This window comes from Sphingobacteriales bacterium, assembly GCA_016706405.1.
Classification (GTDB): Bacteria; Bacteroidota; Bacteroidia; order Chitinophagales; family UBA2359; genus BJ6.
The window spans coordinates 1,094,737-1,110,885 of sequence record JADJJT010000001.1 but is presented as its reverse complement, the minus strand read 5'-3'; the positions used below and the strand labels follow the sequence as shown (position 1 = coordinate 1,110,885).

The following is a 16,149-nucleotide window of genomic DNA, read 5'->3' as shown; positions in this document are numbered from 1 at the left end:
AAAGTTAATTAAATTCCACGCATACTTAAGTTAATGCGTTTACGGTTGGTATCAATGCTAATAACACGCACTTTTACTTTTTGATGCACTTTTAAAACTTTATGGGGGTCGCTTACAAATCGGTCAGCCATTTCGCTGATATGTATCAGACCATTATCTTTAACGCCAATATCAATAAAAGCACCAAAATTAGTAACGTTTGTAACAATACCATTTAAAACCATACCTTCGTGGAGGTCGTCAATGCTTGAAATATTATCGTCAAATTGTACGTTTTCAAATTGTTGGCGTGGGTCGCGACCGGGCTTGGCCAGCTCGTCCATAATATCGGCTAAAGTAGGCATACCAACAGTTGCCGTTATATAATTTTTTAACTGTATATTTTGCCTAAGTGTTGGTTGTTGTATAAGTGCCTCGACCGAGCAGTTAGCATCTTTAGCCATTTGTAAAACTATTGGGTACGATTCGGGATGCACAGCGCTGGCATCTAAGGGGTTTTCGCCATTCCGGATGCGCAAAAATCCGGCACATTGCTCGTATGCTTTTGGCCCTAAGCCTTTTACTTTTTGCAAATCTTGCCGGCGTTTAAAATTCCCGGTTTCTGTACGGTAAGCTACAATATTTTGCGCTAATTTAGGCCCAACTCCCGATACATAAGTCAACAAAGCAGCACTGGCAGTATTGACCTCAACACCAACTAAATTTACGCAACTAATTACAGTATCATCTAAACTTTTTTTAAGTTCAGCTTGGTTTACATCGTGCTGATACTGCCCAACGCCAATACTTTTGGGGTCAATTTTAACCAATTCGGCTAAGGGGTCAATTAGCCGCCTACCAATAGAAATTGCACCTCGCACCGTAAGATCATAATCAGGAAACTCCTCGCGGGCAATTTCGGAGGCCGAATAAATAGAGGCACCTGCTTCGTTTACCATTACCACTTCTATTTGAGGCAATTGTAATTGTTTTACAAACTGAAAAGTTTCGCGCCCAGCCGTGCCGTTTCCAATGGCTATGGCCGTAATTTGATAAGTTCTACAAAGGTTTTCTATGGCATCTGTTGCCTCGTAGCGGCGCATACTACTTTTGTCGTGCGGAAAAATGGTGGTATTATATAGCAAATCACCTTGTTTATTTAGGCATACGAGTTTGCAGCCGGTTCTATATCCAGGGTCAATGCCCATAACGGCGTGCTCGCCCAAAGGAGGGGTTAGCAATAGTTCGCGCAAGTTGGCGGCAAAAACATTGATGGCATCTTTGTCGGCTTTTTGTTTTAGCTCGCTGCGGACTTCGTTTTCTAAGCTTGGATGAAGCAGGCGTTTCCACGCATCGCGAAGGGTGATTTTAAGGTAGTTCGCGCTGGGGTGGTTAGGTTTCCGGATAAAATGCCTGTCAAGTATATTTTCAACATCGGCATCATCTGGAGTAATTGTTAGGCGCAAAAAGTCTTCGGCGGTTCCCCGCAAAATAGCCAATAGGCGGTGAGATGGAATGCGGGCGGCTGGCTCGCGCCAGTTAAAATAATCTTTGTAGGTAGCAGCTTCGGGTGTTTCAGCTTTATCCGGATGAATAATTGAAATAATTTCGCCTTTCCGCATAAAAAGGTTGCGCAGTTTAGCGCGCACTGGGGCATCTTCGTTCATGCGTTCGGCCAATATATCGCAAGCGCCGGCAATGGCTGTTTTGACATCGGGTACTCCTTTTTCGGGGTCAATAAATTGTTGCGCCAACGTTTCTATATTGTTTTGTTGCTGCTCAAAAATGGCATTGGCTAAAGGTTCGAGGCCGCGCTCAATAGCCATAGTAGCGCGGGTGCGGCGCTTGGGGCGGTAAGGCAGGTAAAGGTCTTCGAGTTCGGCAAGGGTAGTTGCGGCGTTAATTTGCGCTTCTAAGGCCGGGTTTAGTTTGCCTTGCTGCTCTATACTGTATAAAATGGCTTCGCGGCGGTCGGCTAAGGCTTCAAGGCGTTCTTTGCCATCGCGGATGGCTGCAATTTGAACCTCGTTTAAACTGCCGGTTGCCTCTTTGCGGTAACGGGCAATAAATGGAATTGTTGCACCGGCATCGAGCAAATTAATAGCAGCCTGTATTTGTGCTATGGGTAAGCCCGTTTCGGTAGCCAAACGCTGCAAAATACTTGTTAAGTTTTGGTCGGTCATGCAATATTTGCTTGTCTTATTGCATCATATATTTATATGATATTGTAAAAAATAGCGGGCTGCAAAGTTAGGTATTTTAGGCCATGCTTGGACTTTTGTTTTGTTTCTAATAAACAAGTATTGTATTAGCTTGTGTTCAGGCGGGAAAGCCAAGAAAAAATTATCCGGAAATTAAAAATTACCCCTTAACTGATTCAAACTGTAGTAGCGCTTCGTTTCAAACCTGTACTTATATTAATTGTATAGGTCTGCTATCCGGATAGGTGTAAGGATAGTATTTGTTGCGAGCCATTTTCAATTTTTAAGAATTAGGTCCAAATTATTTCGGCGATATTTTTATACCAGTTGTCGTAATAGTTTTGGTATTTAGCTTCAATTTGTGCGCGTTTTACTTTTAAGGTGGGGGTAAGCAGGCCATTATCGGTTGTCCAGGGTTGTGTTATGACCACCATTTTTTTAATTCTTTGATGAGCCTCAAGCTTATTGTTTAGGTTTGTTAAAGTTTCTGCGAGGCTCTGAGTTAAAGTTTCTTTCGCTTGGTGTTGCGCGCTGCCACTTAAAACCAACAAAGCGATGGGTTGCGGGTAACCTGCGCCGACCACACAACATTGCTCAATTAGGGTATTTTGCATTAGTAAAATTTCAAGGGGTGAAGGGGCAATATATTTGCCTTTTTCGGTTTTAAACAACTCTTTTACCCGGCCAATGATGTGCAAAAATCCATCTTCATCTAATTTGGCCATATCGCCGGTGTGCAGCCAACCATCGGTATCAATAGTTTGGTGGGTAAGTTCTGGTTCTAAGTAGTATTCCAACATTAGTGCTGAGCTTTTCATCAGCAATTCGCTTGTTTCGAGGTCAATTTTAATGCTTACTTCGGGCAATGCTACGCCAACCGAACCCACTTTGCGCTGGTTTATTAAGTTAAAATGCGAGTAAGCGGCGTTTTCTGTCAATCCATAGACTTCGCAAATACGAATACCAATTTTTTCAAACCATAGGATGATACTTGGCGATATAGGAGCAGCTCCGGATAAACATATTTCGGTCTTGTTTAAGCCAAGTGCTTTTTTTAATTTATTCCGGATAAGGTTGCCAACAATGGGTAATCCTAATAAAAAGCTCAATTTTTTTTGTGGCAGTTTGTTTAAAATTCCCATCTGAAATTTTGTCCATATACGCGGAACACCCAAAAATATAGTTGGGCTGGCTTTTTGCAAATCGTTTGCAAAAGTATCGAGCGATTGTGCGAAGTAAATGGCATTTCCGGTGTAAATGCTGCCGTATTCTACCAACATGCGTTCGGCAATATGTGCCAAGGGCAAATACGAGAAAAAACGGCCATCTTTACCAAGTTCAATTACCTCGAGCGCTTTGGTTAAAGCCCAGGCCAAAGCCCTGAAACTATGCACTACTCCTTTGGGCGTGCCCGTGGTGCCCGAGGTATAAATAATGGTTGCCATGGTATCTAAATTTAATTCCGGAACTACGGGCAAAGGGTCGTTGGTATTTGTTAAATCTTCCCAATTTAGAAGGCCTGGTTCGTTGGGGCCATAATGGGCAAAGCTAATAATATTGGTATCGGGAGTTATGGCACTGCGTTGTTTGGAAAAATCGTCGAGTTTACCTACAAAAATAGCCCTTGCATTGCAGTGTTGCAGCACGTAGGTAATACTATCGGCGGTTGAGGTTGGGTAAATGGGCACCGAAACATAGCCGGCCATCATAATTGCTAAATCGGCAATAATCCAATGGGCGCAGTTTTTTGAAAGGATGGCGATGCGACTTTGTGCAGGATAACCCATTGCGCGCAATGCCGAGGCCATACACCTTGCCTGGTGGCCGGCCTCTGACCAGGTAAAGCTTAAAATCTTTCCGGATTCTAAGGGTTGATTTAAGAATAATTGCTGCCCGCGTTGGCGCTCGTGAAGCATCAACATGTCAAGTGGCGATAAAATAGTGTTTGTTTCCATATATATTAAATAACAAAGTGGGTAGAGTTGTTAATACGATGTAATATTAGTTTTAAAGCTGTTTTGCAATTAAAAAACTTGTTGTTGTAAAGGTAAGTAAATTGCCTCATTAATATTATATTTAGTTGTTAGTTTTATGGATTTATTAAAGTTGAATAAAGAGTTGTATGAGCTGTTTTTTTATGATAAAAAAATTAAAACATATAGCCTTAAGGAAGCAAAAAAAATATGTATCTTGGCCGGATAGTTATAGAATTGATACGGTTTCACCTCACAATTAAAATTTTATATTATTATGTTTTCGCAAACGCCTTTCACCCTCGATAAGGTTTTTCGTCTTTTAATTGACGTAGTGTTAGTAATAGTTGCATTTTTTTTATTGCGTTATTTAAGCGATATATTACTGCCATTTGTAATAGCAGTAGCCTTGGCGTGGTGTATAAACCCGTTAGTACACTTTTTGCAACACAAACTCAAAATAAAAAGCCGTATTGCCGCAGTTATTATTAGTTTAATTTTGGTGCTTACTACAATTGGCGCGGCACTTTGGGCCATCATTCCGCGTTTAATAAACGATGCAGTAAAAATTGGGCAAGCCATAGCTCGTTTTGCCGCCAACCCAGCCCTACAACAGCAAACCTTAGAATATTTACCCAAAGAATGGCTTGAATGGATAACCGAATATCTAAACGAAGCCAATGTGTCGGCCTTGTTTACAGCCGATAAAATTGAAGATATAGCAGCCATACTTGGGCAAAAAATACTTCCGGGCGTTAATTTTATTTTTTCCGGATCACTTAATCTATTATCTATTGTTGTAGGCTCATCTATTATTTTAATCTACCTTATATTTATTTTGCTCGATTACGATACCATTACCGAGGGGTGGAAATCGTTAGTGCCGGCCAAGTACCGCGAACAGGTTTACCGTTTTTCTGATGACGTAGATACAGCCATGACCAAACATTTTAGAGCGCAGGCCATAATTGCCGTTATTGTTGGGGTGCTCACCGCCATTGGTTTTGCCCTAATTGGCCTTCCTTTGGGTATAGTGCTGGGCTTGTTAATTGGCTTGTTAAGTATGGTGCCTTATTTGCAATGGTTGGGCTTAGTGCCGGCTGCATTTTTTGGCTTAATGCACGCATTAGAAACCGGGCAAAGTTTTTGGGTAATGATGCTGTTAGTTTTATTAATTTTTTTAGGTATTCACCTTTTGCAAGATTTTATTTTGTACCCCAAAATTATGGGCGATGTAACCGGCTTAAATTCGGCCATAATTTTGTTATCTATTTCTGTTTGGGGTAAATTGCTGGGCATGTTGGGCCTAATAATTGCCCTGCCCGCCACCACCTTGTTGCTAACGTATTACCAGCGTTTTTTACAAAAATTAGAACTTCAAAAGCACGCTACCCTAAACAAAAGCGAACAACCTCCATCCAAACATCCGGATACAGTTGATTGAGATTGGTTTCGCTTGTAGCAATAAACTAATATCCGGAATAAAAATAAGATTTATTTCAAGCTAAATCATCTTACACAAAACCATCGAAAACTTATAGCCAGTTAAATTACTTTTGCACTTCAATATAATAAGTGTAGAGCAAAGTTTTGTTGGGTTTTAGGTCTTGCCGCACCACATTTTTAAGGCTCGAGGCCAAGCTTTCAACCCAAAAACCTCGCGCATCGTTCCAGCGCAGTACGCGGTCAATGGCGGGTTCGTTTAAGTTTAAGGAGGCGCTGGCAATTTTAATATCAACTTTATATATTTTTTTGGGCAAACCGTCTAAACTGGTAAAATTAGCATGTTTGTACAATAATAATTCGTATCGGTTGTTTTCTAATTTATTAGTTACTAATTCAAAGCGTTGGTTGTCGGCGGGTGCTTTAGAAAATTTATAGCTGCCTTCGCTTCCTACGGCTACGCTATCGCAAAATGCCGCCAAATTATCGGTTAAATCAGTAACTTCAAGGGTAAATTGAAAATTGTCGTACAGCATCATATTGTCGTCAAAGTACAGATAACGCAAAATACTTTTGTCGGTTGTAGCTTGGTCTAAATTACCTAAATCGTTAAAATTAATTTGGTAATAGGCAAATTTTTCGCTTGGGTTTTCAATATAATTGTGCAACACTACGTACTCGTTAAGGCCATTGTTGGTGGGGGTCGGATTTTTGGTAAAATCTGTAACGATATTAAAATTGCTGCGCGAAAACTGAAAATGCGGTAGTCCCGGAAAATCGCGTTTTAAACCGGATACTATTTTTTCGGCATCTGCTGGCAGTTCGTTAGGGGTAAACACCAAAAAATATAAATGCTGATTTTGTTTGGTTTTAGTTGCCGAATTGGTTTTGGTAAACGGTTTGGCAAAAATATCGAGGGTGTTGCCGTCTCGCGCAAGCCAGTCGGCAAAAAACTGTTTCGACCAATTCGACAGGTTAATTATGGTTTTAAATTTACCCTGTGGTGTATATTGCTCTTTGGTAATGCCGTCTGAAATAAGTTCGAAATCGGTAATTAAAATGGCTTGTTTGTTGGTTTTAACAATGCGTTGCAATGGAACGTCAATTTTCGACACGTTATCGCTAAAACTACTCACTAAATCGGGGTTGCGCAGTTGTTCTTTGCCTTTAGGTTTTAAATTGGTTTCGGTACCTACCTCAAAATACTGAGTAGTAGGGCTATCAGCCAATGAAAGGGCTTGCCTGTACTCGGCATTAGCTTGTTGAATTGCGGGGTGCATACCATCCGAAAAATCAATATACACATCTATACCTTCGGTAAAAGGTTGTGCGTTATTGGGTGTTGTTTGTTGGTGGATACTAGTAAGCAAATTGGCGTCGAGTAGGCAATAATTGTCGCAGCCACAAAAAATAAAAACAAAGAAGAACAAAGCAAAAATAGAGACCCTATTAAAAGAATTCCATTGCCTCGGCAATATTTGAACAGAAAAAGCAGAATCGGGCATAAAAATAAACAAACAAATTATAATGTTTTTATTAAGAGGCAAATTTACAACTTAAATTAAAAAAACAAAAATAGCCCACAGATTAATATATAGCTACAATAAAAGCAACAAAAACACGGATTGCTGCGTTTAATACCCACAGTTGGCTGCCATATTTATTATTTTATACCTTAGATTATAAGTAGTTTTGCACCCTACATCAAACAAGTTTACTTATTTTACCTTGCATGACCATAATTCGTTCATTTTTTAAATCGTTGGTGGCAATTGCCGTTTCTGTTTTTTTTGTTCTCCTTATTTTAACTCAGTTTAGTGCCTGTAGTCGTTTGTTGCAAGCTCCTATTGATGCTGCTACAGCCTACCAAAACAAGCAATATGCCGTTGCCGCCAAACTTTATACCGATGAATATCAACGCACCGAGCAATTAATTAAAAAATCAGAAATTGCCTACAAAATTGCCGAATCGTACCGCTTGTCGAACCGCACCAGCGAAGCCGAGCAATGGTTTAGCCGTGCGTTAGAGTATGCCAGCGACCCCGCTACTACTTATAAATATGGTTTAATGCTTAAAGCAAACGGCAAATACGACGAGGCCATAGCTATTTTTAACGAATATGGCCTAAATAACCCCGCCGACCGCACCCGCGCCGCCCGCGCCATGCAAGCCTGCAAACAAGCCCGTGAATGGCTTAAAATGCCCACCAATTATAAGGTTGTAAACTTATGGGAACTAAACAGCCCTGCCTCCGATTTTGCCCCCGTTCTTTACCAGCAAAATAATTTGGTATTTACCAGCGCCCGCGCAACCGCAAGAGGCAGCCGTAATTATGGCTGGACAGGTGAAAAACATACCGACCTTTTTATAGCTACAACCGCCGATTTTGGCAAAACTTTTTCGACGCCAACCCAACTGCCGGATAGCATAAACACCGAATTTATTGAAGGCACCGCCACATTTAACAACAGTTTTACCGAAATATATTTTGCCGCCTGCGGTAGTCCAAATCATACCGACGACTATTGCCAACTATACCACGCATACAAAACCTCCGATGGAAAAAATTGGCTAAAACCACAACCGGTAGTGCTTTTTGATGATGCCACTATTAACGTGGCTCAGCCGTTTTTATCGCCAACCGGAAAAGATTTGTATTTTGTTGCCGATGCACCACAAGGATTTGGCAATAAAGATATTTATGTTGCACACAAAAATCCGGATGGTAGCTGGGGTAATCCGGAAAATTTAGGCCCCGAAATAAACACCGATGGTTACGACGGCTTTCCGGCACTTGGTGCTGACGGACGTTTATATTTTGCCTCAGACGGACATTTAGGCATGGGCGGCTTAGACGTTTTTGCCGCTACTTGGGAAACAAACAGATGGGTAAATCCACAAAATTTACAAGCCCCTATTAACTCGCCTGCCGACGATTTTGGCTTGATACTTGACCCTGCCATTGACCCCAGTTTATTGGATGATTTGGAGCAAACAGGCTACTTTGCCTCTGCACGCGAGGGAGGCAACGGCAACGACGATATTTACCGGATTTTGCTTGAAATACCTAAAACACCCGCAACCGTTGATACGCCCATAATAGCCATAGAAAAACCCAAAACAACAGTTTATATATTGCAAGGGCAAGTTTTTGAAAATCAATTAACCGACCCTGCGAATCCAAATAGTGCTGTTCTTAACCAAATACCTTTGCCAAGTGCCGTTGCCGAGGTATTGGGCCTAAGCACCAACAGCAATATTGCAAGGCGCATAGTAACCAATGCAAAAGGGCAGTTCAACCTGACCCTCGAGCCTAATACCGATTACAAACTTACCGCCTCGCAACAAGGATTTTTTACAAAATCGAGCAACGTTTCCACTAAAGGGAAAACGCCTTTAAATACAACGGCAGCATCCGGAAATGATACCGTTTATGTTTCTGCACAAATTGCCTTAGACCGCATCTTTAAACAAAAAGAAGTAGTACTTAAAAATATTTACTACGATTTTGACAAAGCCGACATACGCGAAGATGCCCGCCCAACCTTAGATGCCTTAGCTGCCATGTTGTTCGAAAACCCAAACATCCGGATTGAACTTGGCTCGCACACAGACGCGCGTGGCAGCGACCGCTATAATTTAGAGCTATCGCAACGCCGCGCCCAATCGGCTGTTGATTATTTATTGCTGAAAGGCATTGATACTAACCGGATAATAGCACGCGGTTACGGCGAAACCCAATTGGTAAACGATTGCCGCAATGGTGTTGATTGTACCGACGAGGAGCACGAGCAAAACCGCCGCACTACTTTTAGGGTTTTGTAGTAATTTTAATATGCCTTGGGGTGTTGAATGGTTTATACTGAAGGTAAAACACCTTGGGTAACAAAATCGAGCAAAGTTGGGTACACTACATCGGCCTCGAATGGAGGAGGTGCGTTGTACTGGGGCGAGTTAGCCGTTAAAAAAACGGTTTTCATGCCCATGTTTTTGCCAAACAACATATCGCTGCGTTGGTCGCCAATCATTACCGCCTGCGAAAACTGAATAGTGCAAAAATCGGCTTGGGCTTGTATTGCCATTTGTGTTTTTGGCTTGCGGCAACTACAATTTACCGTACTTAAATGGGGACAATAATAATAAGCATTTATATTTGCACCCCCTTGTAAAAATGTTTGTTGCATGGCCTTAAACACTTCGTTTAAATTGTCTTTTGTCATTAAACTTTTGCCAATTGCTTGCTGGTTGGTAACTACTATTATTAGGCCAAAAAACGGCATTAACTGCGACAAGGCATAGGGCGAGTTATTAATGTATTGTAGTTGGTGTGGGTATTGAATATATGGCTGGTTAGGTAAATTGTAGTTAATTACGCCATCGCGGTCTAAAAAAAGTGTCCACGAAGGGTTAATTTGCCAACTTTGTATTAGTTTGTGCTGGTAATGCAAAGGCAGCAAGGGCATTATTTTCTCTTTTTAAATCTTTATTTTAACTTACAAAGTTAAGATTTTTTTCGCCGAGGTGATTCGGTTACAATAATATCCGGATGAAAAAAAATATCCGGATGGTTGCAAATGCAAAAAAATCACCTTACCTTTGCACTCGCTAAAGAAAATAGCAAAAAGGGGGATTAGCTCAGCTGGCTAGAGCGCTTGCATGGCATGCAAGAGGTCATCGGTTCGACTCCGATATTCTCCACAAATTTTAAAACGCAACATTACAAACAAAGGAGTTCAGGAAACTGTAATTGTCTGTCTATTTAACTAGCGTTTCAAAGAGAAAATAAAAAGTGTGAATTTCTTAAAATTCACACTTTTTTGCTTTTTATACCGTTTATGTTTTAATTTTCTTTTCTCCGGAAAGTTTTTTAGCTTAAGATTAAAAAATCTTGCCTATTTTCGCGTTTTACATTTTTTCTGAGCTAAACACAATATTGCACTTAATTAACTCAAAGCTTAAATGCTTGCTTTTTGGCTTTAATTTGTAAGTTGTCTTCGCTAAAACACTATGAAACGGTTATTTGCTTGGATTAACAACTCTATTTTTGGCATTAACATAGTAGCTGCTGTACTATTGGCTATTACTTATTTGGCCCCGCTCGTGCCAGCACATAAATTTTGGCTCATAGCGGCCTGGGGGTTAAGTTTTCCGGTTATGGTAGCCATAAATATTGGGTTTTTTATATTTTGGCTGTTTAGGCGCAAATTGCAAGCTTTTTTATCGGCGGTGGTATTGACATTGGGGTTTAATTTACTGCAAAATACACTTGCCTTAAACATAAACCCTAAAGTAGATACTGAGGGGCTTCAAAAAATAAAAGTACTAAGTTATAATGTACAAAACTTTAAATTGTACAACTGGAGGCGCGACCCCGAACCACGCAATAAAATTGCCCGCTTAATACGGCAAGAATCACCCGATATTATATGTTTTCAGGATTTTTACAGCGAAAAAGGCGGTAATTTTGAAAACGTTGCGTATTTTGAGCAAGAAGGTTACCCACATAGCTATTTTGTTAATACACTAACCACCAAAAATAAAAACGAGTGGGGTTTGGCAATTTTCTCAAAACTCCCAATTACAAATAAAGGGCAGTTTCTTTTTGAGAACTCAAAAACAAATGCTGCTACTTGGGTTGATGTAGCCATTGACGACCAAAATACAGTAAGAGTATTTAATATGCACTTACAGTCATTTAGTTTGGCAGACCGCGAGTTGGAGTTTATTCAAGATATTGCCACTCCGAAGGAAAATAATACAAAAGCGAATACCAAAACAGTTGAAAACATAGTCGGTAAACTAAAAGATGCGTATATAAAACGCGGTTCGCAAGCGCAAACGGTTGCCGCCGCCATTGCCCAGTCGCCACACAGGGCAATTGTTTGTGGCGATTTTAACGACACACCAACCTCATTTACGTACAAAACTATTAGAGGAAATACCTTAAAAGATGCTTTCTTAGAAGCCGGATTAGGCTTAGGAGGTACTTATGCCGGGCCATTACCCTACCTCCGGATTGATTATGTGTTAACCAGTTCTACTATTAAAACAGGTCGTTTTATTGTGCTGCCCTACAAAAACTCTGACCATTACGCGGTAGCTGCCGAACTTTATTTCTAAGTATATATTTTTATGAATAAGCATTCCTTTGGTTCTAATAACGACCCCGGCGATACCGTATTTAACGGCATAATTGCCGGAGTAACTGCCCCGTTTATCTGTTTTTTTATATTGCTAGGGCTTGATTGGCTAATTGGCTTTTTCTTGAAAATACCCGGAGGTGTTTTTAGTATTAAGTTTATGGCTACAGTTTCGGTAGTGGCAAACATCTTACCATTACAAGTTTTTTCGAGGCAAGAGCGCGGTATAGCCCTTAAAGGTTTGGTAGGCACAACTATTTTATTAATATTTGCCCTGGTTTGGTATTTCCGAGACCAAATATTCATAGAATAATGAAGGCAATAGAAAGTTTTGTTCGGATTTTTTTAACTTTAAATAAAAATTTTGTTTTAAAGAAAAAACACTGTACTTTCACATTGTAATTGTAATTTTTTTGTAAAAATTTATAAAAATGTCTTTAAAATACTTGTTAAGTGCTGTTGCCGCCTTAATTGTTATTAATATTATTATATATAGTTGCTCTACTGCTCCAGCTGCCGAAAAAACAACAACTAATCAAGGTAACGAAACAACTGTACCTGCTACTACATCTCAGGCAACCGAAATGATGGCCGATAATGCTACCGTACCGGCAGCAATAACTGAGCCTGAAAATAATATTGCAACGTCTAATAATAATGCCGCCCAACCTGAACCAACTGCAACACATGCTACAACAAATGGTAAAAGCAATGTTAAATCGTCTGCCAATATAACTGAAAATGGTTCAGCTGCTGATTTAACGTCAAAAACACCACCAACAAAATCAGCATCGGCCAATAATACCGCTACAACTCCCATTGCACGTTCAAATGGTGCTAAAATGGTTTTTGAACATGAAAGCTGGGATTTTGGCTTTGTTTATATAGGCGACAAAGTTAATCACGAGTATGTTTTTACGAATACAGGCTCAGAGCCACTTATTATTCGTAACGCCACTTCAACATGCGGCTGTACTATACCCGAATACCCCAATGCACCCATTTTACCTGGCCAAAAAGCAGCAATAAAAGTAAGTTTTGACAGCACTAATAAAGTGGGCGTACAAAGTAAAAATATTGAGTTGGATACGAATATTGGCAAAAAAGTTATTTCCTTAAACGGTGTGGTAACTACTTTTAAAAAAGACGATAAAAAAGCATCCGGAGGAACACCAAAATTTCCTACCCCTGAAGCAAACGCTACCAACGAAATACCCTTAAAAAGTAGCGGAAATTAACAAACAATTAAAGAAATAGATATTTATTTATCCGGATAAAACACGTGCAATTAATGTTTTGTCCGGATTTTTTATTCCATCTTCCGTTTAATCACAAGCAGCAAATATTTAAGTGCCACCATTGCCTAATATTTGGCTTGCAAAAAAGTTGTTTTTTATTATATAGGAATTAGCTGGGTAAAATTAATTTACACCAAAAAACTTTAGGCATGTTTGGTAAGGAAACCTCTCTTGTAGTCCTAACTCTTTATAAGTATTTACCCACCACAATTAATAATAAAGTTTGTACGACCATCATACCGTCTAAAAAAATAAATAAAATCGAATTTTGTGGATATTTAAAAGCCTTTGTAGCTAAAAATATCAATAAAATTGGCAATATTATTGTTATTAGTACTAAATTTATTTGCTGTAAAAACAAATAATAAATAACAATATTTAATACACATTGCAATGATACTAATGTAAAAAATAGATACTTTGTCTTCTCTAACCCTAATAACCTTGGCCATGTTTTTATATTTGCCTTTTGGTCGACTGCTACGTCACGCCAGTCGAAGGGCAGGCAAAGTAAGATTAAAAAAACGAACCTTTCGGCAAGTATCCACCCCAAAACACCTGTATAATTAGCCCAATCGGGCGCGCCAATTTGTACGACCGGTAAAACAACCGTTGCTAAGACCCAAACCATAGCTATAATTAGTATTTTAAGACCTGTTATTTGCCGTAAATTTTTTGATTTTATTACCGGAACTACATACAACGCCACTAAACATCCGGAAAATAACAAGCAAAACTGCGCCCACGCGCTTAGGCAAAAGAGAAAGCAAATAACAACAATCACCACATTTAAACCAAACCAAACAACATGATAAAGCAAATGATTTGGCAGTTTTACCACTTGCTTATCTTGTTTAGCTGCGGCAGCAATCCGGTACAAACCAAACATTTGCCAGCCATAATAACCTACAACAGTACTGCTAAAAACAGTTAAGCCCAAGCATCCTGAAAAAGGCAAATCCAATAATAATAAAGTTCGGTACAACATGCTGACAGCACAAATTGCAATCCAAATATAATACCGAACTAAAAAACTAAGAAGTTGAATTAAAAAATGTGACATAGTTGCCGCGAAACTAAATAAAAAACTAAAAAAAAGGCTAATAAAAGGCTTTTTTTTTGTACCTTTGCCCGCCTTTTGGCAAAAATATTAAATCTTATTGTTTAACCATTAAAAAAATTAGTTGTTTTGATAGAAAACAACAACTTATTGCATGGGGCTGACGAGGCGCATGCAACAAATCAACACCCCCACGACGATTTTGATTGGTCGTTGGACAAGCGCGCCCGTAAATCTTACTCCGAAGAGGAGCGCAAAGAGTTAGCATCGTATTACGATAGCACTTTTAAACAAATCGGAGAAAACGAAATCATAGCAGCTACTATTGTGTCTGTTACAGACTCGGACGTAGTAGTTGATGTAGGTTTTAAATCGGATGGCTTAATACCCAAAACCGAGTTTAGGGACATGGCCGAAATTAAACCCGGCACCGAGATTGAGGTTTATGTTATGCGCAAAGAAGACCGCAATGGTCAATTAGTACTTTCGCGCCGTAATGCCCGCCTGCTTCGTGCATGGGAGGCTATTGTAAATGCACACAAAATTGACCAAATTGTTACCGGACAAATAATTAGCAAAACTAAAGGTGGCTTAATTGTTGACGTTTTTGGACTCGAAACATTTTTACCCGGCTCGCAAATTGACGTTAAACCCGTACTTGACTACGACCAATACGTGGGCAAACGCATGGAGTTTAAAGTGGTAAAAATTAACGAGAACATTAAAAATGCCGTTGTATCACACAAAGCCCTTATTGAAAGCGACCTTGAAGAACAACGCCAGCAAATTATTGCACAACTTGAGCGTGGCCAGGTACTTGAAGGTACGGTTAAAAACATTACCGACTTTGGTGCCTTTATTGACTTAGGTGGCGTAGATGGCTTGTTATACATTACCGATATATCGTGGGGACGTATTACCCACCCAAGTGATGTGTTACAAATTAACCAAAAAATTAATGTTGTTGTTACCGATTTTGACGACTTGAAAAAACGCATTTCGTTAGGCCTAAAACAATTAACGCCACACCCATGGGATGTGTTAGGCGAAGAAATTGTTGAAAATAGTACCGTTACCGGCCGCATCGTAAATATTGAAGACTATGGCGCATTTTTAGAAATTACCCCCGGCGTTGAGGGCTTGATTCATATCTCGGAGGTAAGCTGGTCAAACCAACCAATTAACCCGCGCGACTACTTTAAAGTGGGCGACACACACGAAGCCAAAATTGTTACCCTTGACCGCAACGAGAAAAAAATGTCGTTGAGTATTAAACAATTACTTTCCGACCCATGGGAAAACATCGAAGAGCGCTTTCCAGCTGGTAGCCGCTTTACCGGCGAAGTAAAAAATATTACCCCTTATGGCATATTCATAGAATTGGCCGAAGGTATTGGCGGCATGGTACATATTTCAGATATTTCGTGGACAAAACGTTTTAACCACCCATCGGAGTTTACCAAAATTGGCGAAAAATTAGAAGTAGTAGTACTTTCTATTGATAAAGAAGCCCGTAAACTATCACTTGGACATAAACAAGTTGAAGAAGACCCGTGGGATACTTTTGCCACAATATTTCCGGAAGGCTCGCTCCACGAAGGCACCATCATTCGCCGCGACGACAAAGGCGCAATTGTATCGCTGCCTTATGGAATTGAGGCATTTGCCCCCATTAAACACCTCCGGAAAGCCGATGGCACAACTGCACAAATTGAAGATACCCTTACTTTTAAGGTAATTGAATTTGACCGCAACGAAAAACGTATTGTCGTATCGCATTCCGATTATGAATACGACCAAAAAACAGCCGCCGATGATGCTCAACGTGCTGCTAATCAACAAGCCGAAGCCGAAACACAAGCTAATATTGAAAAATTAAACCAAGAGGCTAAAAGCAGCAAAACTACCCTTGGTGACCTTGATGTCTTGGCAGAGTTAAAATCTAAAATGGACGACAGCGACAATGAAACTGAACCTGAAACGGAGGCTGCCGAATTAAACGAAGATGATAAAGGCAAAGAAAATGAAGAAATAAAAGAAGCGTAAATAATTCC

The 16,149-nt window shown here is 40.0% G+C and carries 11 protein-coding genes and 1 tRNA gene; 7 read left to right on the top strand and 5 right to left on the bottom strand.

The features are described 5' to 3' along the window. Positions 1-8: 8 nt before the first annotated feature. Together IPI59_04245 and IPI59_04240 are read right to left on the bottom strand one after the other, a co-directional pair. Positions 9-2,162, bottom strand: coding sequence for an RNA-binding transcriptional accessory protein (locus IPI59_04245; protein MBK7526763.1), 2,154 nt, complete (start codon positions 2,160-2,162; stop codon positions 9-11). 308 nt (positions 2,163-2,470) lie between these two features. Next, a complete protein-coding gene (locus tag IPI59_04240) occupies positions 2,471-4,135 on the bottom strand; it encodes an AMP-binding protein (GenBank protein ID MBK7526762.1) in 1,665 nt (554 codons plus the stop codon). A 295-nt stretch (positions 4,136-4,430) separates the two neighbouring features. Here IPI59_04240 and IPI59_04235 point away from each other — a divergent pair, with 295 nt between their 5' ends. Then, positions 4,431-5,597, top strand: a complete 1,167-nt coding sequence (locus tag IPI59_04235) for an AI-2E family transporter (protein MBK7526761.1) — start codon at positions 4,431-4,433, stop codon at positions 5,595-5,597. A gap of 106 nt (positions 5,598-5,703) precedes the next feature. On the opposite strand, the gene IPI59_04230 is transcribed toward IPI59_04235, so the two are convergent. After that, positions 5,704-7,101, bottom strand: a complete 1,398-nt coding sequence (locus IPI59_04230) for a hypothetical protein (GenBank protein MBK7526760.1) — start codon at positions 7,099-7,101, stop codon at positions 5,704-5,706. A 227-nt stretch (positions 7,102-7,328) separates the two neighbouring features. Between IPI59_04230 and IPI59_04225 the strand changes: the two genes are divergently transcribed. After that, the gene (locus IPI59_04225; protein MBK7526759.1) at positions 7,329-9,422 is read left to right on the top strand and encodes an OmpA family protein; all 2,094 of its coding nucleotides are present in this window, start codon (positions 7,329-7,331) and stop codon (positions 9,420-9,422) included. 32 nt (positions 9,423-9,454) lie between these two features. Here the strand turns inward: IPI59_04225 and IPI59_04220 are convergent, their stop codons facing one another. Then, the gene (locus IPI59_04220) at positions 9,455-10,060 is read right to left on the bottom strand and encodes an HAD-IIIA family hydrolase (protein MBK7526758.1); all 606 of its coding nucleotides are present in this window, start codon (positions 10,058-10,060) and stop codon (positions 9,455-9,457) included. A 161-nt stretch (positions 10,061-10,221) separates the two neighbouring features. Between IPI59_04220 and IPI59_04215 the strand changes: the two genes are divergently transcribed. From IPI59_04215 to IPI59_04200, 4 genes are all read left to right on the top strand, one after another. Continuing rightward, a tRNA-Ala gene (locus IPI59_04215) sits at positions 10,222-10,295 on the top strand. Between the two features lie 309 nt (positions 10,296-10,604). Beyond that, positions 10,605-11,717, top strand: coding sequence for an endonuclease/exonuclease/phosphatase family protein (locus tag IPI59_04210; protein MBK7526757.1), 1,113 nt, complete (start codon positions 10,605-10,607; stop codon positions 11,715-11,717). A gap of 12 nt (positions 11,718-11,729) precedes the next feature. Further along, positions 11,730-12,050 carry a hypothetical protein gene (locus IPI59_04205; GenBank protein ID MBK7526756.1) on the top strand — a complete coding sequence of 107 codons (321 nt, stop codon included), beginning with the start codon at positions 11,730-11,732 and terminating at the stop codon, positions 12,048-12,050. Between the two features lie 118 nt (positions 12,051-12,168). After that, positions 12,169-12,975: a DUF1573 domain-containing protein gene (locus tag IPI59_04200; protein MBK7526755.1), complete on the top strand. Its 807-nt coding sequence runs from the start codon at positions 12,169-12,171 to the stop codon at positions 12,973-12,975. 247 nt (positions 12,976-13,222) lie between these two features. Here IPI59_04200 and IPI59_04195 read toward each other — a convergent pair whose 3' ends face one another. Continuing rightward, complete coding sequence (locus IPI59_04195; GenBank protein MBK7526754.1) at positions 13,223-14,098, bottom strand: hypothetical protein; 876 nt, start codon at positions 14,096-14,098, stop codon at positions 13,223-13,225. 129 nt (positions 14,099-14,227) lie between these two features. Between IPI59_04195 and rpsA the strand changes: the two genes are divergently transcribed. Continuing rightward, on the top strand, positions 14,228-16,141 hold the full coding sequence (rpsA, locus tag IPI59_04190) for a 30S ribosomal protein S1 (GenBank protein ID MBK7526753.1): 1,914 nt from the start codon (positions 14,228-14,230) through the stop codon (positions 16,139-16,141). Positions 16,142-16,149: the final 8 nt, after the last annotated feature.

Coding starts and splice junctions, on each gene's coding strand:
- IPI59_04245 (MBK7526763.1), bottom strand. CDS start 2,162: ATGACCGACCAAAACTTAACAAGTATTTTGCAGCGTTTGGCTACCGAA.
- IPI59_04240 (MBK7526762.1), bottom strand. CDS start 4,135: ATGGAAACAAACACTATTTTATCGCCACTTGACATGTTGATGCTTCAC.
- IPI59_04235 (MBK7526761.1), top strand. CDS start 4,431: ATGTTTTCGCAAACGCCTTTCACCCTCGATAAGGTTTTTCGTCTTTTA.
- IPI59_04230 (MBK7526760.1), bottom strand. CDS start 7,101: ATGCCCGATTCTGCTTTTTCTGTTCAAATATTGCCGAGGCAATGGAAT.
- IPI59_04225 (MBK7526759.1), top strand. CDS start 7,329: ATGACCATAATTCGTTCATTTTTTAAATCGTTGGTGGCAATTGCCGTT.
- IPI59_04220 (MBK7526758.1), bottom strand. CDS start 10,060: ATGCCCTTGCTGCCTTTGCATTACCAGCACAAACTAATACAAAGTTGG.
- IPI59_04210 (MBK7526757.1), top strand. CDS start 10,605: ATGAAACGGTTATTTGCTTGGATTAACAACTCTATTTTTGGCATTAAC.
- IPI59_04205 (MBK7526756.1), top strand. CDS start 11,730: ATGAATAAGCATTCCTTTGGTTCTAATAACGACCCCGGCGATACCGTA.
- IPI59_04200 (MBK7526755.1), top strand. CDS start 12,169: ATGTCTTTAAAATACTTGTTAAGTGCTGTTGCCGCCTTAATTGTTATT.
- IPI59_04195 (MBK7526754.1), bottom strand. CDS start 14,098: ATGTCACATTTTTTAATTCAACTTCTTAGTTTTTTAGTTCGGTATTAT.